This window comes from Pseudomonas sp. TH07 (assembly GCF_016651285.1).
Lineage (GTDB): Bacteria > Pseudomonadota > Gammaproteobacteria > Pseudomonadales > Pseudomonadaceae > Aquipseudomonas.
Genome location: NZ_JAEKED010000001.1, coordinates 197,593 through 216,518 on the forward strand (window position 1 = coordinate 197,593; position 18,926 = coordinate 216,518).

At 64.3% G+C, this 18,926-nt stretch carries 18 protein-coding genes; 11 read left to right on the forward strand and 7 right to left on the reverse strand.

Annotation, left to right across the window (positions count from 1 at the left end):
- Positions 1-2 precede the first annotated feature (2 nt).
- The 4 genes from JFU57_RS00925 to JFU57_RS00940 are packed head-to-tail and all read left to right on the forward strand — an operon-like array spanning position 3 to position 1,757.
- Positions 3-314, forward strand: coding sequence for a hypothetical protein (locus JFU57_RS00925; protein WP_201127694.1), 312 nt, complete (start codon positions 3-5; stop codon positions 312-314).
- 14 nt (positions 315-328) lie between these two features.
- Complete coding sequence (locus JFU57_RS00930; protein ID WP_201127696.1) at positions 329-1,081, forward strand: hypothetical protein; 753 nt, start codon at positions 329-331, stop codon at positions 1,079-1,081.
- Complete coding sequence (locus tag JFU57_RS00935; RefSeq protein WP_201127697.1) at positions 1,078-1,404, forward strand: hypothetical protein; 327 nt, start codon at positions 1,078-1,080, stop codon at positions 1,402-1,404. The genes JFU57_RS00930 and JFU57_RS00935 overlap by 4 nt, the downstream gene beginning before the upstream one ends.
- A 17-nt stretch (positions 1,405-1,421) precedes the next feature.
- Entirely contained in the window at positions 1,422-1,757 is a 336-nt protein-coding gene (locus JFU57_RS00940; RefSeq protein ID WP_201127698.1) for a hypothetical protein, read from the forward strand.
- A 10-nt stretch (positions 1,758-1,767) separates the two neighbouring features.
- Here JFU57_RS00940 and JFU57_RS00945 read toward each other — a convergent pair whose 3' ends face one another.
- The 5 genes from JFU57_RS00945 to JFU57_RS00965 form a co-directional block, all read right to left on the reverse strand.
- A complete protein-coding gene (locus tag JFU57_RS00945) occupies positions 1,768-4,110 on the reverse strand; it encodes a putative bifunctional diguanylate cyclase/phosphodiesterase (protein WP_201127699.1) in 2,343 nt (780 codons plus the stop codon).
- A gap of 268 nt (positions 4,111-4,378) precedes the next feature.
- Positions 4,379-4,798, reverse strand: coding sequence for a group I truncated hemoglobin (locus JFU57_RS00950; protein ID WP_201127700.1), 420 nt, complete (start codon positions 4,796-4,798; stop codon positions 4,379-4,381).
- Entirely contained in the window at positions 4,798-5,655 is an 858-nt protein-coding gene (locus JFU57_RS00955; protein ID WP_421548664.1) for a DUF3034 family protein, read from the reverse strand. The genes JFU57_RS00950 and JFU57_RS00955 overlap by 1 nt, the downstream gene beginning before the upstream one ends.
- Before the next feature lie 11 nt (positions 5,656-5,666).
- Positions 5,667-8,024 (reverse strand): EAL domain-containing protein, encoded by a 2,358-nt coding sequence (locus JFU57_RS00960; protein WP_201127702.1) that lies wholly within the window; start codon positions 8,022-8,024, stop codon positions 5,667-5,669.
- Positions 8,008-8,688, reverse strand: a complete 681-nt coding sequence (locus JFU57_RS00965) for a methylamine utilization protein (RefSeq protein WP_201127704.1) — start codon at positions 8,686-8,688, stop codon at positions 8,008-8,010. Before JFU57_RS00965 ends, JFU57_RS00960 begins: the two co-directional genes overlap by 17 nt.
- Positions 8,689-8,964: 276 nt before the next feature.
- On the opposite strand from JFU57_RS00965, the gene lon reads away from it, so the two are divergent.
- The 5 genes from lon (at position 8,965) to cmoB (ending at position 14,404) form a co-directional block, all read left to right on the forward strand.
- Positions 8,965-11,385: an endopeptidase La gene (gene lon / locus JFU57_RS00970; RefSeq protein WP_078471982.1), complete on the forward strand. Its 2,421-nt coding sequence runs from the start codon at positions 8,965-8,967 to the stop codon at positions 11,383-11,385.
- A 167-nt stretch (positions 11,386-11,552) separates the two neighbouring features.
- Complete coding sequence (locus tag JFU57_RS00975; RefSeq protein ID WP_201127706.1) at positions 11,553-11,945, forward strand: protease inhibitor I42 family protein; 393 nt, start codon at positions 11,553-11,555, stop codon at positions 11,943-11,945.
- A 1-nt stretch (position 11,946) separates the two neighbouring features.
- Positions 11,947-12,582, forward strand: coding sequence for a lysoplasmalogenase (locus tag JFU57_RS00980; protein ID WP_201127707.1), 636 nt, complete (start codon positions 11,947-11,949; stop codon positions 12,580-12,582).
- Positions 12,583-12,668: 86 nt separating this feature from the next.
- Positions 12,669-13,451 carry a carboxy-S-adenosyl-L-methionine synthase CmoA gene (gene cmoA / locus JFU57_RS00985; RefSeq protein ID WP_178102973.1) on the forward strand — a complete coding sequence of 261 codons (783 nt, stop codon included), beginning with the start codon at positions 12,669-12,671 and terminating at the stop codon, positions 13,449-13,451.
- Complete coding sequence (gene cmoB / locus JFU57_RS00990) at positions 13,448-14,404, forward strand: tRNA 5-methoxyuridine(34)/uridine 5-oxyacetic acid(34) synthase CmoB (protein ID WP_201127708.1); 957 nt, start codon at positions 13,448-13,450, stop codon at positions 14,402-14,404. Before cmoA ends, cmoB begins: the two co-directional genes overlap by 4 nt.
- 141 nt (positions 14,405-14,545) lie before the next feature.
- On the opposite strand, the gene tadA is transcribed toward cmoB, so the two are convergent.
- Positions 14,546-15,043, reverse strand: coding sequence for a tRNA adenosine(34) deaminase TadA (gene tadA, locus JFU57_RS00995; protein ID WP_078471986.1), 498 nt, complete (start codon positions 15,041-15,043; stop codon positions 14,546-14,548).
- On the reverse strand, positions 15,043-16,419 hold the full coding sequence (locus JFU57_RS01000) for a multicopper oxidase family protein (RefSeq protein ID WP_201127710.1): 1,377 nt from the start codon (positions 16,417-16,419) through the stop codon (positions 15,043-15,045). Before JFU57_RS01000 ends, tadA begins: the two co-directional genes overlap by 1 nt.
- 272 nt (positions 16,420-16,691) lie before the next feature.
- On the opposite strand from JFU57_RS01000, the gene JFU57_RS01005 reads away from it, so the two are divergent.
- Together JFU57_RS01005 and JFU57_RS01010 are read left to right on the forward strand one after the other, a co-directional pair.
- A complete protein-coding gene (locus JFU57_RS01005; RefSeq protein WP_078471988.1) occupies positions 16,692-17,717 on the forward strand; it encodes an AraC family transcriptional regulator in 1,026 nt (341 codons plus the stop codon).
- Between the two features lie 98 nt (positions 17,718-17,815).
- Complete coding sequence (locus JFU57_RS01010) at positions 17,816-18,922, forward strand: polyamine ABC transporter substrate-binding protein (protein ID WP_078471989.1); 1,107 nt, start codon at positions 17,816-17,818, stop codon at positions 18,920-18,922.
- Positions 18,923-18,926: the final 4 nt, after the last annotated feature.

Here is an 18,926-nt window from a genome sequence, read left to right on the forward strand (position 1 = left end):
CAGTGTTCGACCTGAGCCTGCTCACGGGAAATATCCGCTTCGACGATTTGTCGTCCCTGTCCGACCAGCCGCTGGCGCGCCAACTCGACGCGCTGAAGGAGGATCTGCTGCAAGTCGAGTACGGCGAGCACTGGCTGCTGGACGTGGGCTGGTACCCCGAATTCGCTGAGCACGGCGCCTTTCGGGTAGCGGTGATCAAGGATCAGGACTGGCAGCAACCGCTGTCGAGCGAACAGGCCCACAGCCTCGGACAACTGCGCGACTGCCTGGCCCGTGCCCAGGGCATGCTGCACGCGCTGCACCACACCCCATGATCGAGCACCGCAGCATGAAGCACCGCCCCCGCTACCCGCTGCAACCGTTGCGCATTAGCGGTGGCTGGCAGATCACTCTCAACACCTTCCATCAACTGCCCTTCACCCCGGAGACCCTCGAATGGTTCGATGCCTCGGTGCTGATCGGCGGCGTGCATCGCCAGGGCCAACGCTGCTTTGACTGCGCCTTCCTGCCCGAAGACGACCCCGGCGGCGAGTTCGTGCTCAGCTTGATGACCTACCCCCAGGACCGCTCGAACACGGTGCCAGGCCAGGAAGAGTTGCTCGAGGAATTCAAGACCCGCGACACCGCGCAGCTGATTGCACGACTCGAAGCCTTCATGCTGGACACCACCCAGCAGGCCGACCCTGACTCGGGCCACGGGGCTATCGCACCCTTGCAGGCCATCCGCCTCCCGGCAGGCTGGGAAATCAGCCATCACCAACTGCCGCAGGCTGCCTTAGGCGCCGACACCCTGCCCGCCTTCAACCACCCGTTGCTGCTCGCCGGTGCCGGCCGCGAACACGGCTTTACCCTGGGTTTTGAGTCCGCCCCCCAAGGGCTCGGCGAATTTGTTCTGCGGGTTGAGCGCTTCAAGCGCAACCGCCAACGCCAGGCCTACAACCGCACCCCGGCGGGCGAACTCAGGACCCCGGACCCGCACCGGGCACTCGACGCCATCGAGCAGTTCGCCCAGGGCCTTGAATGGCAGCTGGCGGGGCCCGATGCCTGCCTCTTGCCCACCCACTCGGAGCCCGGCCCATGAAGCAGATTGTCGTTCCCTTGAGCCCGGCGGCGATGCACCGCCTGGACCTCGATCAGTGCCTGCCCGGTGATCTGGAGCAATGCTCCCTGAGCACCGAACACTATCAACAGCTGTGGGACTCGGGCTTGATCGAGCGCCTCAATCGGCAGTTGGGCTGCCTGATCGACGAGCATGAAGACGCCAGCATCCAGGGCGCCGAGGCGCTGGCCACGGCCCAGGCGCTGATCGAGCAAACGCCTCTGGCGCCCGCGCTCAAGACCTCGTTGCTGCAACTCACAACCCTTGCCCGCGCCAAGGCCAGTGGTCTGTTTTTCTACTTTTAAATCCCCCCAGGATCGCCATGAGCCCAGCCAAACCCAAATCACCCAAAAACCCGCCCTCGCTGCGCGAAGCCAATCAACAGATCGTGCTGTCGGGGGCGGTAGCCCTGGATATCCTGCGCGAGCTGGAATTCATGCTGATTTCCCTGCGCAAGATGTCAGACCATGCGATTTTCAACCCCGAGTTCGATTTCGACACCGCCACCGGCAACTTCGTGATCGAGGGCAAGTTGCGCGACCGCCTGGCCAAGGTGCGCGCGCTGTTGTCCGAGCCCTTTGACGGCACCCTGGGAGACGACGATATGGGCGATATCGAACGTTATGTCGAGGACCTGGAATTCTGGAAACCGAGCTGAGCCCACCGGCTCAGACCGATAGCCGTGTTTTGCCCAGCCAGGCCTCGAACGCCCGGGCTTCCAGCGGCCGGCTGATCAGGTAGCCCTGGGCCGTATCACAGTGCCAATGCTTGAGCAGGCGCAGGCTGCCTTCGAGTTCGACGCCTTCGGCCACCACCTTGAGCCCCAGGTTGTGGCTCATCTCGATGGTCGAACGCACGATCACCGCGTCGCCGCTGGTTTCATCCAGGTTGCGGATAAAGGACTGGTCGATCTTCAGCTCCTGCACCGGCAGGCGCTGCAATTGGGCCAGGGACGAATAGCCGGTGCCGAAGTCGTCCACCGACAGGCTGATGCCGCAGCCGCGCAGGCGTTGCAGCACGTCAAGGGCCTGTTCCGGGTTGCGCATGATGGCGCTTTCGGTGATCTCGAACACCAGTTGCTCCGCCGACACCCGGTAACGCGCCAGCAACTCGCCGACCATCGACGCCAGGCCATTGCCCTCCAGGTCTTCAGCCGAGATGTTCAGCGACAACTGCACCGTCAATGCCCGGCGGTTCCACTCGGCCAACTGGCGAATGCCCTCCTCGATCACCCAATGGGTCAGGCTGCTCATGCTTCCGGTGCGCTCCGCCAAGGGGATGAACTCGGCAGGCGAGACCACCCCGAACGCCGGATGCCGCCATCGCAACAAAGCTTCGGCCTGGCTGACCTCTCCGCGACGGATATCGAGCTTGGGCTGATAGTGCAGGAACAACTCGCCTTCGGCGGCGGCGCGGCGCAGGTCGCGAATCAGGGCAATTTGGCGTTGATGCGCCAAGTCGCGGTCCTGCTGGTAGACCTGCAGGTAACCCGGCTGGGTCGCGGCGTCGTGGCGGGCGATGGCGGCGCGGCTGATCAACTCTTCGGCGGACTCGCCGTCAGTGGGGTACACCGATACGCCGATGCACATCTGGCGCTGCACTTCATGGCCATGGATCAGTTGCGGCGGGTTGAGCAAGGCATGCAGGCGGTCGGCCAGGGCCACGGCGCCATCGACCTGGGTGTTTTCCAGCAACAGCAGAAACTCGCTGGCGGTCACCCGCGCCGCGGTGTCGCCCTGGGACAGGGAGCCCAGCAGCAGCCGGCTGACCTCCAGCATGATCTGCTCCAGCCCTTCGGGGCCGAAGCTCTCGTTGATCGCGCGGTAGTTTTCGATCCCCAGGTACAACAGCACCACGCTGCGCCGGGCGGCAATCGCGCTGCCCAGGCGCTCCATGGCCAGGGCGCGGTTGGGCAAGCCGGTGAGCGAGTCATGCAGGGCGTTGTGCGCCAGTTGCGACTCGCGGGTGGCGATGGCGCTTTGCATGGCGTTGATGCCGTCGGCCAGCAAGCCGAACTCGTCGCTGCGCTTGAGCACCACCGGCGTCTGGTAGTTGCCGGCACCGATGCGTTGCGCCGCCTGGGCCAGCACTTCGAGCGGGCGGGACACGCGGCGGGCCATCCACAGCGCCCCACCGAGGGAGACCAGCAGCGCCGCCAGGGCGATCCAGAAAAACTCCCGATCCAGCGGCGCGAACGCATGCAGCGCCTGCTCCAGCGGGCTCTGCAACAACACCAGGACCCGCGGATCCTGAGGGTTGCCGGTATTGGCCAATTGCAGCGCCTGATTGAGAAAACGCTTGCCCTGGATCTCGCTCAACTGCGGCCGCAACTCCCACAGCGAATCGCGCAGGGCCGCCGTGATCGCACTCCAGAACAACTCCGGCTGGGTGGTGAACAGCTCGCCGGCGCGCTCTTTGTCCAGGGTCAGGAATGACACTTCGAGGTTGCTCATGGAGCGCAATTCGCTGGCGAACAGGTCGTCCATGCGAAACCCCATCACCACCCGGGCAATGCGCAGCGGGGTCAGCACCTGGCTCTGCACCAGCAGGTAGGGTTGGCCCTTGAGGGCAACGATCAGCATGCTTTTGTTTTCACGTCGAGCCTGACGCAAGGCGCCATCGTAGGGAAAAGCCAGGCCCGGCTCGACCGCCGCCAGGGTGCTGGCCGTCACCTGGCCATCGCTGGCCAGCACGAACAGTTCACTGGAACGAATGCCCGTACCGTGGCGGCGCAACGCTTCGAGAATGCCCTGGGGCTCGCCGCTGGCAACGGCCTGGCGAAACGCCGAATCCACCACCAGCCAGTCCACGCCGTACTGCAAGCGGCGTCCGCGCAACTCCAGCAAGCGCTCGAACACCTGGGTGCCGGTGGTCATCTGCACCTCGGCCTGGTTTTCCACGGCGCGGGTGGTGGCGGTTTTCATCGCGAAATACACCGCGCCGATCACCAACAACAGCAATAACGCCAGGGTCCCGGCAATCCGTGCCTGGAAGGTGTGGCGCCACCTCATGACCCGGTGCTCGCCAACGCCGTCTCCAGCAAGGGCCGCGGGATCCGCCACGAGCCTTGCCTTGAGCTGAAAAATCCTTTCTTCATACCCATTCCTCTACCAAGCCGAATACGCGCGTCAATTAAATGCCATTTTCCTAACGAGCACGTGAAGTGCTCAGATTAGTCTGAGGCAAGCAGAAGAGCACGCAATAAAACAAGGGATTAGACAGCCATTTTATTGGCGATGCCAAATTCCCGGCACTCGCCCATCCGGCGCAATCAGCCGATCAACGCTCGATCACCTCGCCGCGCATCGGTGCCAAACGCGCCAGCAGGCGGTTTAGCGCCGGCACCGGCACGCCCTGGGCTTCCATGGCGGCGATCAGGTCTTCGACCAGGGCGTTGAAGTCGCTGCGGCTGACGTTCTGGCCTTTATGACTTTCGGCCATGCTGTCGCCGGTGTAAGTGCACGGACCACCGGCCTCGACGCAGAACTGCTCGATCAGCTTGTTGCGCAGGCGCTGGATATCGATCTTGCGAAAGCGCTCGACGATCCGTGGGTCGCGGGCAATGTTGAGCAGCGTGCCTTCGACGATCCGGGTGATGCCCGGGCGCTCGCCCAGGGCCCGGTACAGGCTGTCGTCACGCGCCGGCTGTTGCGCGCAGGCGCCGAGAAGCACGGCCAGGAACAGCACGGGCAGGCGCATCAGAAACTCCCTTGCAGCGACAGGTAGGGGCCGTTCTGGTGATCCAGCCCGGCGATCTCGCCCAAGCGCGCATAGGCCAGGACCAGGGACAGGTGCTTGTTGGGGAAGTAACCGAGAAACAGGTCAGCCCAGTCACTCTCGCCGGCAAACGACAGGTTGTCGGGCTTTTGCCGGTACTCCAGGCCCAGCGCCCAGCGCGGGTTGAACAGCACTGCCAGCGAGCCCTCCTTGAGCAGGCTGCGGCTGTCGCGCCGGTCGCCGCCAAAGCCCAGCAGCCCGGTTTCATTGGCCCGGCTGTAGCGCACGCCGCCGTTGAGCAGCAGGTTGTAGCCAAACGCCGCGCCCAGCAGCAGGCGGCTGGCACTCAGGTAGCCCTCGGTGTCGCGGTCGCGCTGCGCACCCACCAGGCTCGGGATCAGGAAGTTGCGCTGATGTTTGTACTGCACCCCCAGGGAGACCTGGGGCCACTGATCGTAGATCAGGTCGCCGAACAGCCGCAGCTTGAGCCCGAGGATGTCCTGTCCCAGGTTGTCTTCGGGCAGGTTGAGCGTGTGCACCAGGCTGCCCAGGTCCAAACGCTGGCGGGCGAATGACAGCTCCACCCGGTTGTCGTAGGCCAGCGCCAGGCCCGCCACGTCGAGGCGGTAGTCCGGCAGGTTGACCGTGGTCGCGAAGGCGCTCGCGCCCCATTCGCCCTGCTCGCCATAACCGCCGAGCACGGCCCAGGGCGTGATGCCGCCGCCGGCGGCGCCTTCGATGCTGCTGGCCCCGCCGGTGGCCAGTAAACGGCCGTTATCGGCCAGGGCCAGCGACGGCAGCAGGACGCCAAGGCCGGCCAGCAAAACAATCCAACGCATAGGCATGACGATTAATGCACCCATTCAGTCCGCGCAGTCAGGGGTAAGGCCACCCAGGCTTCGAACGCCTCGGCCGTGAGCGGGCGGCTGATCAGGTAGCCCTGGGCGGTGTCGCAGTGCCAGCGCTCAAGCAGGCGCAGGCTGTGTTCGTACTCCACGCCCTCGGCCACCACCTTGAGCCCCAGGTTGTGGCTCATCTCGATGGTGGAGCGGACGATCACCGCGTCTTCGCTGGTTTCGTCGAGGTCGCGGACAAAGGACTGGTCAATCTTCAGCTCCTGCACCGGCAGGCGCTTGAGGTGCGCCAGCGACGAATAACCGGTGCCGAAATCATCCACCGACAGGCTGATGCCGCACTCGCGCAAACGGTGCAGGACCTTCAGCGCTCGCTCGGGCTCAAGCATCACCGCGCTTTCGGTGATTTCGAAGATCAACTGCTCGGCCGGCACCCGGCAGGTTTGCAGCAAAGCCTTGACCCGCTCCACCAGGTCAGCGCCGAGCAGGTCCTGGGCCGAGATATTCAGCGACAGCTGCATGTGCAGGCCACGGCTGTTCCACTCGGCCAACTGGCGCATGCCTTCGCCGATCACCCAGTTGGTCAGGCTCTGGATACTGCCGGTGCGCTCGGCCAGCACGATGAATTCCGCCGGCGACACCATGCCCAATTGCGGATGCTGCCAGCGCAGCAAGGCCTCGGCCTGGCGTACCCGGCCCTGGCGCAGGTCGAGCTTGGGCTGGTAATGCAGCAGCAGCTCCCCGTTGCCGGCCGCGTGGCGCAGGTCGCGGATCAGGCTGACCTGGCGGCGGTGGGCCAGGTCCCGCCCATGTTCGTAGACTTGCAGGCGCCCGGGCATTTGCGCGGCGTCCTTCATGGCGATGGCCGCGCGGTCGAGCAGTTGCTCCGCTGACTGGCCGTCGGCCGGGAACGCGGCGATCCCCTGGCGACAGTCCAGGGCCACGTCCTGGCCGCCGATGCGGCGCGGCTTGAGCAACGCTTGCTGCAACTGGTCGGCCAGGGCCACGGCCTCGTCGCTGCCGAGGTTCTCCAGCAGCAGCAAAAACTCGCCGGCGATCAGGTGCGCCACGCTGTCACCGGGACGCACGGCCTGCTGCAGGTGCTGGCCGACGTGCTGCAAGGTCAGGTCCACCAGCACCGGGCCACCGGCTTCGTTGATACTGCGCAGGTTGTCGACCCCCAGGTAGATCAGCGCCATCGGCCGCTCGGCGGCGATCGCACTGCCCAGGCGCTCCATGGCCAGTGCGCGGTTGGGCAGGCCGGTGAGCACATCATGCAAGGCGTTGTGCGCCAACTGCTGCTGGCGCTCGGCAATTCCGCTTTGCATCGAATTGAACGCGGTGGCCAGCAACCCCAGCTCATCGCTGCGCCGCAGCACCAGTGGCGTCTGGTAATCACCCTGGCCGATGCGCTCGGCCGCCTGGGCCAGGGCCCGTACCGGCTGCGACACACTGCGGGCCAGGAGCAACGCCCCGATCAGGGAGCCGACCAGGGCCACCAGGGCAATCAGCAGAATGCGCTCGTCCAGCGGCAGGAACACCTGCATCGCGGCGTCCAGCGGGCTTTGCAGCAAGGCGATGACCTGGTGGTCGTTTTCATCGCTGCCGCTGGCCAGGACCAGGGTCTGGCTGAAAAACCGCTGGTCCTGATGCTCGGCCAGCTGTATGCCGCGCCGCTGCACACTCTCGAGCATCAGGCTGACGATGCTCTCTTCCATCGCCGCTGGCTGAGTGGTGACCAGGGCCCCCGGCTGTTGCCGGTCGACCGTCAGGAACGAGACCTCGAGGTTGGTCAGCGACCGCAGCTCCGCGGCGAACTGCTCGTCCATGCTGAAGCCCATGACCACCCGCGCAATCGGCAGCGGCGCCAGTACCGGGGCCTCCACCAGCAAGTGCGGCTTGCCCTGGATCGGCACGATAAGCATGGTTTGCCGCGCCCGACGCGCGTCACGCAGGGCCTGGTCGAAACGGAAGACGGAGCCGTCCAGGGCGTCGCTCAAGGTGCTGGCCAGGACCCGGCCCTGCATGTCCAGGAGCACCATGTCGCTGGCACCGATGCGCTTGCCGTGGTTGATCAGCACCGAATGGATGGTCGGCGAGTCGCCGCTGGCCACGGCGTCACGAAAACCGAAATCGGCCGCCAACAGCTGCACGCCGTCACCCAGGCGCCGGCCGCGCACGTCAAGCAGGCGCTCGAAAACCCGCGAACCCACCGCCAGCTGTTCGTAGGCCTGGGTCTGCACCGCGCTGCCGGTGGCGGCCTTGACGCTGAAGTACACCGCGCCGATTACCACCGACAGCAGCAGGATCAGTACGCAGGCGATCCGCGCCTGAAAGCTACTGCGCAGTTTCACGGGCCGCTCGCTCAAACGCATCGCCGAAGGCGCTCGGTGCCGGGGCACCTGGCAAGCCTTCGGGCAAGGGTTCCAGGGTCATGGCAAAGGCCTTGTGCAAGCCCCCGGCCGGGATCTGCACCTGGCCGCCATCCTGTGGCTGCATCCCGTTGGCCTGGGGGTGCCAGAGGGTCAGCCGGTAGGACCCGACAGGCAACGCGTCCAGGTTCAGCGCACCCTGGGCATCGGTGACGCCGAAGCGCGGGTCGTCGGTAACGTAGACGTAGCCGAGCATCCAGTCGTGGATATTGCAGCCCAGGACCACCACCCCCGGCTTGTCGAACAGCACCGCGTCGGAGGGCGTGCCTTCGTACAGGCGCAACTCGAACTTCTTGGCCGGGGAAAAGGAGTAGACCTGATGGCGAATATTGTCGCTGTTGGGGAATTTCACCGGGGTGCCGGTGTGAATCGCCAACACATGGGGCGCGAACTGTTTGTCACGCTGGTCCATGTCGGCCTTGAGGGTGCCGGCGGGCTGGCCCAGGGGGCCCTGCAAGGTCACTACGGCGTCGCGCACCGGCTGCCCGGAGGGTTCGAGCACCTGCACCTGCAAGCTCGCGGCAGAGGCTGCGGCACTGAGCAGCCACAGGCCGACAACAGAAAGAATCGAGTAAATCCTGGCCATGCAAATCCCGGTATTTAGATGAAAGCAGATGGCCGGCCTTGGCATGGGTGATGACAGCAGAGGCGACGCCGAGCAGCATGATGCCGCAAATAAGGCATTTTGCCACTACAGCAGCAAAAGAGCTGCACAACCGTTCGCCCAACAAAAAATGATACAAACGGTCAGCTCCCGTACAGCTTTTCGGCCGCATAAAGAAAAGCTGAAGCGGGGCCGTGCCATTGAAACCACTCGCCGCCTGCCCCATCTAACTCCCATACCCAATTGCGCAGGTGCCCCATGACCGACCAGCAAGAATTCCCTGAAGACCTCAGCGACTACGCCGACCCGGAAAACGCTGAGCACCCGGCCTCGTCAGGCACCGGCCTGGCATTGCCCGGGCAGAACCTGCCGGACAAGGTCTACATCATCCCGATCCACAATCGGCCGTTCTTCCCGGCGCAAGTGCTGCCGGTGATCGTCAATGAAGAGCCCTGGGCCGAGACCCTGGAACTGGTCAGCAAGTCCGATCATCACTCCCTGGCCCTGTTCTTCATGGACACCCCGCCCGAAGACCCGCGGCATTTCGATACCTCCGCGCTGCCGCTGTACGGCACCCTGGTCAAGGTGCACCACGCCAGCCGCGAGAACGGCAAGCTGCAATTCGTTGCCCAGGGCCTGACTCGGGTGCGCATCCGCACCTGGCTCAAACACCATCGCCCGCCGTACCTGGTGGAAGTCGAATACCCCCATCAGCCGAGTGAGCCGACCGACGAGGTCAAGGCCTACGGCATGGCCCTGATCAATGCGATCAAGGAACTGCTGCCGCTCAACCCGCTGTACAGCGAAGAGTTGAAGAACTACCTCAACCGCTTCAGCCCCAACGATCCGTCGCCCCTGACCGACTTCGCCGCCGCGCTGACCTCGGCCACCGGCAACGAGTTGCAGGAAGTGCTGGATTGCGTGCCAATGCTCAAGCGCATGGAAAAAGTCCTGCCGATGCTGCGCAAGGAAGTCGAAGTTGCGCGCCTGCAGAAGGAAATCTCCGCCGAGGTCAATCGCAAGATCGGCGAGCACCAGCGCGAGTTCTTCCTCAAGGAACAGCTCAAGGTCATCCAGCAGGAGCTGGGGCTGACCAAGGACGATCGCAGCGCCGACGTCGAGCAGTTCGAGCAGCGCCTCAAGGGCAAGGTCCTGCCGCCCCAGGCGCAAAAACGCATCGAAGAAGAACTGAACAAACTGTCGATCCTGGAAACCGGCTCGCCGGAATACGCGGTCACCCGCAATTACCTGGAGTGGGCCACCGCCGTGCCCTGGGGCGTGTACGGCCAGGACAAGCTCGACCTCAAGCACGCGCGCAAGGTGCTGGACCAGCACCATGCCGGGCTGGACGACATCAAGAGCCGGATTCTCGAATTCCTCGCCGTGGGCGCCTATAAGGGCGAAATCAGCGGCTCCATCGTCCTGCTGGTGGGACCGCCGGGCGTGGGCAAGACCAGCGTCGGCAAGTCCATCGCCGAGTCCCTGGGCCGACCGTTCTACCGCTTCAGTGTCGGCGGCATGCGCGACGAGGCCGAGATCAAGGGCCATCGCCGGACCTACATCGGCGCCCTGCCGGGCAAGCTGGTGCAGGCGCTCAAGGACGTCGAGGTGATGAACCCGGTGATCATGCTCGACGAGATCGACAAGATGGGCCAGAGCTACCAGGGCGACCCGGCTTCGGCCTTGCTCGAAACCCTGGACCCGGAACAGAACGTCGAATTCCTCGATCACTACCTGGACCTGCGCCTGGACCTGTCCAAAGTGCTGTTCGTGTGCACCGCCAACACCCTGGATTCAATCCCCGGCCCGTTGCTCGACCGCATGGAAGTGATTCGCCTGTCGGGCTACATCACCGAAGAAAAAATCGCCATCGCCAAGCGTCACCTGTGGCCCAAACAGCTGGAGAAAGCCGGGGTGGCCAAGACCAGCCTGAGCATCAGCGACAGCGCCTTGCGCGCGGTGATCGACGGTTATGCCCGCGAGGCCGGGGTGCGCCAGCTGGAAAAACAACTGGGCAAACTGGTGCGCAAGGCAGTGGTCAAGCTGCTGGATGATCCGAATGCGGTGATCAAGCTCGGCCCGAAAGACCTGGAGGCCTCCCTCGGCATGCCGGTGTTCCGCAACGAGCAGGTGCTCAGCGGCACCGGGGTCATCACCGGCCTGGCCTGGACCAGCATGGGCGGCGCGACATTGCCGATCGAGGCCACGCGCATCCATACCCTGAACCGGGGCTTCAAACTCACCGGGCAGTTGGGGGATGTGATGAAGGAGTCTGCGGAAATTGCCTACAGCTACATCAGCTCGCACCTCAAGCAGTTTGGCGGCGACGGCAAGTTCTTCGACGAAGCCTTTGTCCACCTGCATGTGCCCGAGGGGGCCACGCCCAAGGACGGCCCGAGCGCCGGGGTGACCATGGCCAGTGCGCTGCTGTCCCTGGCGCGCAACCAGCCGCCGAAAAAAGGCGTGGCCATGACCGGTGAACTGACCCTGACCGGGCACGTGCTGCCGATTGGCGGGGTGCGCGAAAAAGTCATCGCTGCGCGCCGACAGAAGATCTTCGAACTGATCCTGCCGGAGCCCAACCGTGGCAACTTCGAAGAGCTCCCGGACTACCTCAAGGAAGGCATCACCGTGCACTTCGCGAAGAAGTTCGCCGACGTGGCCAAGGTGCTGTTCTAACCCCTGAGCGCCAGTGCCTGCGGCTGCCAGCTGTGATACCACAGCCCGGCAGCCGCAGGCGTGTCGGCCAAGAGGGCATTGTGGCCAACCTTCAGCCCCTGGCCACACCGCTTGCAATCTTCAGTTATGCTCGCCGCTCGTCATGAATGATCGGAGCTTTCTGAGCCATGTTCCCTCCTCGTCTGCTTGCCCTTCTCAGCGTCACCCTGCTGGCCGCCTGCGCCAGCCAACCCAAGCAAAACATCACGGTCGAAAACCAGAGCGAATGCCCGCTGCAACTGAGCACTGGCCAGAACCTGATTCTGACCCTGCCCAGCAACCCCACCACCGGCTATCGCTGGGCGATCCAGGACTCGGCCGGCGGCGTGTTGCGCAAGGTCAGCCCCGAGGTCTACAGCAACCCTGAAGACAGCGGGCTGGTGGGCAATGCCGGGCAATCCACCTGGCGCTTCCAGGCGTTTGCCAGCGGCACCGGCCGTTTGTTGCTGACCTACCAGCAGCCCTGGGCGCCGGAAGTGGCACCGGTCAAAGCCTTCGATTGCGCGATAAAGGTCAACTGACATGGGCTGGCTGATCCTGGCGCTGATGGGCGCAGTCACCTTCATCTACGGCATCAGCGTGCATGCCGCCCTGCTCTGCCTGCTGGTCAAGCCGCTGCCGGTGCTGGCCCTGCTCGGCTGGCTGCACGACGCCCCACCCGGCGACTACCGGCGCTGGATCATCATCGGCCTGCTGTTCTCGGTGCTCGGCGATGTGTTGCTGGCCTGGCCCGGCGACCTGTTTGTGTTCGGCCTCGGCGCCTTCCTGGTGGCACACCTGGCCTACCTCAAGGCCTACCTCAGCGACTGTCGGCGTCCGGCCCTGCTGCCGTTGCTGGTGGCGATCGTCATTGGCGGCGCGCTGCTGGCGATCCTGATTACCCATGGCCTGGGGCCGTTGCTGATCCCGGTGATTGTCTATGGGCTGACCATCAGCGCCATGCTCTGGCGCGCCCTGGCCCGCTTCGGCACCGCGGTGCCCAGGCGCTCGGCGCTGCTGGCCGGGGTGGGCGCCCTGACATTCGCCTTCTCCGACAGCCTGATCGGTATCAGCCGCTTTGTGGTGGCGTTCGAGGCCGCGCCGTACCTGATCATCATCAGTTACTGGCTGGGCCAGTGGGGCATTGCCGCGTCGGCGTTCAGCCAGAAGCCGCGCTGAACGGCCACGCAGACGGCGCACCTTGTGTCGCCCGCAGGCACCTGAGGCCCTTTCGGGCCTTATCGCAGCCTGCGGCAGCGGCTACAATGCCGCCCCCTCTTTCACCATCCGCCGCTGGAACCGCCGTGAGCCAAGACCCCGATCGCCTTTTCGCCCAGCCCCTGGCCCAGGTGCCCGACTTCGCCTTTAACGAGGATGTGGTGCGGGTGTTCCCGGACATGATCAAGCGCTCGGTCCCGGGTTATCCGACCATTGTCGAAAACCTCGGCGTGCTCGCCGCGCAATTCGCCCAGCCCAATAGCGTGCTCTACGACCTGGGCTCGTCCCTGGGTGCGGTGACCCAGGCCCTGCGCCGCCATGTGCGGACCGACGGTTGCAAAGTGATCGCGGTGGATAACTCGGCGGCCATGGTCGAGCGTTGCCGGGAATACCTCAACGGCCAGGACTCGATGTTCCAGGAGTTGCTGCCGGTGCAGGTGATCGAGGGCGACATCCTGGCCCTGGAGTTCCAGCCGGCCTCGGTGGTGGCGCTCAATTTCACCCTGCAGTTCATCGCCCCGGAGCAGCGCACGGCCCTGCTCGGGCGCATCCGGCAGTCGCTGTTGCCGGGCGGTGCGCTGATCCTCTCGGAGAAGCTGCGCTTCAACGATGAGCAGGAGCACGCGCTGCTCACCGATCTGCATATCGCCTTCAAGCGCGCCAACGGCTACAGCGAGCTGGAAATCGCCCAGAAGCGCAGCGCCATCGAAAACGTCATGAAGCCCGACAGCCTCGAAGAACACCGCGAGCGCCTGTTGGCGGCCGGTTTCTCGAAAGTCGTGCCGTGGTTCCAGTGTCTTAACTTTGCCTCGTTGATTGCCTTGCCATGATCGATCTGTCCCCCCTCGCCCGCCGCCTGGCCGGTACGCCCCTGGCCGCCTGGGCCAATACCTTGCAAGCGCAACTCGACAAGAAGATGGAAAAGGGCCACGGCGACCTGGAGCGCTGGCAGAGCGCCCTGGATGCGCTGCCGAAGATCCAGCCCAGTGAAGTCGACCTGCTCAATGGCCTGACCCTGGACACCGAGTGCGATGACGCCACCCGGGCACAGATGCGTAGCGCGTTGATGGGCCTGTCGCCGTGGCGCAAGGGGCCGTTCGATCTGTTCGGGGTGCACGTGGACACCGAATGGCGCTCGGACTGGAAATGGTCGCGGGTCGCCCCGCACCTGGACCTGGCGGGCAAGCGCATCCTCGATGTCGGGTGCGGCAATGGCTATTACATGTGGCGCATGCTCGGCGCCGGCGCCCACAGCGTGATCGGGGTCGATCCCAACTGGCTGTTCTTCTGCCAGTTCCAGGCAGTGCAACGCTACCTGTCGCAGCCTGCGGTGTGGCACCTGCCGTTCCCGTTCGAAGACCTGCCGCCGAACCTGGAAGGCTTCGACACGGTATTTTCCATGGGCGTGTTCTACCACCGTCGCTCACCCATCGAGCATTTACTGGCGCTCAAGGATTGCCTGGTGAAAGGCGGCGAGCTGGTGCTGGAAACCCTGGTGGTGGCCGGCGACCAGCAGCAGGTGCTGGTGCCCGAAGACCGCTATGCGCAGATGCGCAACGTATGGTTCCTGCCCTCGGTGCCGGCCCTGGAATTGTGGCTGCGCCGGGCAGGTTTCAGCGAGGTGCGCTGCGTGGATGTAAGCGTGACCAGCATCGAGGAACAGCGCGGCACCGAGTGGATGAAGTACCAGTCCCTGAGCGACTTCCTCGACCCCAACGACCACAGCAAAACCATCGAAGGCCTGCCGGCACCAATGCGTGCCGTGATCGTCGCCAAAAAATAGTTCAACTTGTGCCGAGGGCGCTTGCTCCCGCTGGAGGGGGCAGCCCTCCCGGTTTCGACAAGCGCGGTCCGACTGAAGTCATGTGAAGGCTGGTTTGGGGCTGCTGCGCAGCCCGGCGGGAGCAAGCTCCCTCGCCACAGGTCACAGGGCCGGTTTGGCCCGGCGCGCCTTGAAGAATTCGCTCAGCACGGTGCCGCACTCTTCGGCCAGGACCCCACCTTCGAACAGCACCCGGTGGTTGAGAAAACCCTGGTTGAAGAACTGTCCCTGGCTTTGCACGATGCCGGCCTTGGGCTCCAGCGCGCCGTAGACCACCCGGGCAATGCGCGAGTGCACGATCAGGCCGGCGCACATGCTGCACGGCTCCAGGGTCACGTAGAGGGTGCTGCCCGGCAGGCGATAGTTGTCCAGTGCCTGGGCCGCCGCGCGGATGGCGACCATCTCGGCATGGGCGCTGGGGTCGCTGCCGCTGATGGGGCAATTGAAGCCCCGCCCGATGATCTCACCGTCCAGCACCAGTACCGCCCCCACCGGGACTTCGCCCAGGGCCGCGCCCTGTGCGGCCAGGACCAGGGCTTCACGCATGAAGTCCTGATCGCGGCTGCGGTCGATGATCCGGGCCGGACGAATCTGTCGCATCAGACGACCTCGATGGCGGCCATCAGGCCGGTTTCCATGTGGTCGATCACATGGCAGTGGAACATCCACACCCCCGGGTTATCCGCCACCAGGGCCACCCGGGCGCGCTCGTTCTTGCCCAGCAGGTAGGTGTCAGTGAAATACGGGATCACTGTGTGCCGGTTCGAGGCGATGACTTTGAAGCTCATGCCGTGCAGGTGGATGGGGTGCTGATACTGGGTCATGTTCTTCAATTCGAAAATGTAGCTTTTGCCCTTTTTCAGCGTAGCAATCGGGCGGTCGGCGCAGGTCTTGTCGGTGATGTCCCAGGCCTTGCCGTTGATCTGCCACAGGCTGGGCGGCTTGCCATTGTCCACGTTCACCGAAACCGAGCCAACCCACTCGAAGTTGAAGTTGAGCTTTTCCGCGCTCTCCAGGTCGGGCTCGGCAATCGGGTTGGCCGGCAAGGTCGGCGGCCAAGAGGTCGGGGCGTCGTTGTTGGCCACCGAACGGAAGGTGCCCAGGCGCACCGGGCCATTGCGCAGCGACAGCTCTTCACCCGCCGGCGGGGCCTTGATCGCCAGGCAGATGCGCATGCCCGGGCCCAGCCAGTATTCCTTGCCCAGGGGTCGCGGTTCGATAGGGTTGCCATCCAGGGCATAGATCTGCGCCTCGACCCCGGGAATGTTGATCCGGTAGGTCAGGGTGTTGTCGAGGTTGAGCAGGCGTACCCGGGTGATCTGACCGGCCGGCAGCTCGACCACCGCCTGGGACACACCGTTGATGGTCGACAGGCGCCCGGCCGTGCCGCCTCGGGCCGCCTCGCGGGGAATGCTGAAGGGCACGAAGGCCCCGACTTCATCGACATGCCAGCTTTTCAGGCTCAGGGTGCGCTCGTACTGGAACCCGGTGGGCTCGCGCTCCTCGATGATCAGCGGGCCGACCAGGCCACGCCCCAGCTCCTCGCTGCTGTTCACATGGGGGTGATACCAGTAGCTGCCGGCATCCGGCACGCGGAACTTGTAGTCGAAGAACTCCCCCGGCAGCACCGGCAGTTGCGAGACGTAGGGCACGCCGTCCATCTCCAGCGGCAGACGGATACCGTGCCAGTGAATGGTGGTGGCCACGGGCAGGTGATTGATGAAACGCACCCGCAGCCATTCGCCCTGGCGCACCCGCAGCTCGGTGCCCGGCGCCGAAGGGCCGAACGCCCAGGCCTCGGTCTTGTGCCCCGGCACCAACTCGACGTCCAGGGGCGCAGCGATCAACTGGTAATCGTGGCCGGCCTCGGCATCGGCCATTTTCCCCAGCCAATAGCGCGACGCCCCTCCCACCCCCACGCCAACCACTACAAGACCGGTCAGACCACCGAGTATTTGTCGACGGGTAAAGGACATGGACTCAACTACCTCACGTATCTACGGCAGGCCTGAGCCCGCAAAAGGCGAATACGATACACCCGCAGTTGAGAAACAGTAAGGGCAGCGCGGCGACAGGACGCAGGGGCACAACACCGGCGAAGCGCTGTGCCAAGGTGACAATAAACACCGGATTAAACGATTCAGTCCGAACAAATACGCCCTTGGCATCCACTGATTGGCCCTGATCAATTGAACCTGACGCGTCGAGCCCCTAAAGTCATGCTCCCTTACCCGTTCAGAGGTCAGTCATGGCGGCATTGCGCCTGACCACATTGCATACGACTCAGGCCGTGCTCGACGCGTTTCGCGGCACCGAGGTGCCCCCTGAGGTGCTGCTCGAAGGCAGCGGTATCCAGTTGTCGGACGTCGAGCTGCCCAATAGCCTGATCAACATCGGCCAGGAACTGCGGGTATTCGCCAACGCCCTGGTGTTTCGCCAGGACCTGGGGCTGGCCCTGGGGCGCTGCCTGCATATTTCAGCCTACGGCATGTTCGGCCTGACCCTGCTGACCAGCGCCAACCTGCGCGAGGGCCTGACCCTGGCGCTGCGCTATCCGCTGCTGCTGGGAACGTTCTTCCGCCTGGGCCTGGAGATCCGCGACGGGCTGGCCTGGCTGACCGCCGATCAGTACAGCGAATCGCCGGAGCTTGAGGTGTTCAACACCGACTTCTGCATGTCCTCGTTCCGGGTCACCTGCCAGGACCTGCTGGGGTGCACTCTGCCTCTGCGCGAGGCGCAGTTCGTACACCCGCAACCGGATTACCTGGACGCCTACGAACAGGCCTTCAATTGCCCGGTGCACTTCAACGCCGGGCGCAACGCCATCGGTTTCGACCTGGAATGGCTGGACCGACGCCTGCCCCTGGCCGATCTGGTGACCCACGGCGGCATGCTCGAACGCTGCATCGAGCTCAACGAGGAACTCAGCGCTCGCCCCGCATGGATCGACCAGGTGCGGCGCATCCTCAGCGAACAGCTGCATGCCGTGCCGGACTTCGACAGCCTGGCGCGGCAGGTGCATTGCTCCCCCAGCACCCTGCGCCGGCGCCTGCGCGCCCAGGACAGCAGCTACCAGAAGCTGCTCGACGAACTGCGCTACAAGCAGGCCAAGCAATTGCTGGCCCAGCAGAACCTGTCGGTATGCCGCATCGCGGAGGCGCTGGGGTTCAAGGAAACCGCCAGCTTCCGTCATGCCTTCCAGCGCTGGAGCGGCGTCGCCCCGGGCCGTTTCAGGCAGTTGGCCGGCCAGTCCGGGCCGTTAAATGACGCTTAAGAACCGTTATTGACCGTTAGCAACATTCTCTCCGATTGCATTCCGACCAAGAATGGACGCGCGGATCTCTCCGCTCATCCAAGACATGGAGTCGTCGAATGAAATCCCTGCACACCCTGTTTGCCAGCGCGGCACTGGGCCTTGCACTGGCCGCCTCGCAGAGCGCCAGCGCCGCCCCCGAGCGCACCGTGAATATTTTCAACTGGTCGGAATACATCGCGCCCAACACCATCAAGGATTTCGAAGCCAGCACCGGGATCAAGGTCAAGTACGACATTTTCGAAAGCAACGAAGTGTTGGAAGCCAAGTTGCTGACCGGCAACAGCGGTTATGACGTGGTGGTGCCGTCCAGCAGTTTTGTCAGCAAACAGATCACCGCCGGCGCCTTCCAGCCCCTGGACCGCAGCCTGCTGCCGAACTGGAAGCACCTGGACCCGACCGTGATGAAGCTGCTGGAGCAGAGCGACCCCGGCAACCGCTACGTGATCCCCTACATGTGGGGCACCAACCTGATCGGCTACAACCGCGACAAGGTCACCCAATTGCTCGGCGAGGATGCGCCGGTCAATAGCTGGGACCTGGTGTTCAAAGAAGAAAACCTGAAGAAACTCAGCCAGTGCGGCGTGACCTTCATGGACTCGCCGACCGAAATGCTGCCCCTGGCCCTGCACTACCTCGGGCTGGACCCGAACAGCCAGAACCCCGAAGACTACCGCAAGGCCGAAGCCCTGTTGCTCAAGCTGCGGCCTTATATCCGCTACTTCCACAGCGCCAAGTGGATGGGCGACATCGCCAACGGCAACATCTGCGTCGCGGTCGGCTACTCCGGCGGTTTCCTGCAGGCGGCCAACCGCGCCAACGAAGCCAAGAACGGCGTGCACATCGAGATGCGCATTCCCAAGGAAGGCACCCTGATCTGGTTCGACACCGTGGCCATCCCTGCCGGCGCCAAGCATGTCGACACCGCCCATGCGTTCCTCAACTACCTGCTGGAACCCCAGGTCACTGCTTCCATCAGCAACTTCGTCGGCTACCCGAACGGCAACAAGGACTCCTTGCCTTGGGTCGATCAGTCGCTGCGCGACAACCCTGACCTGTACCCATCCAGCGAAGCCATGACGCTGCTGTTCCCGCTCAAGCCGTTGCCGGCCAAGGTCGAGCGTGTGCGCACGCGCACCTGGGTCAAGGTCACCAGCGGACGCTGAAGTG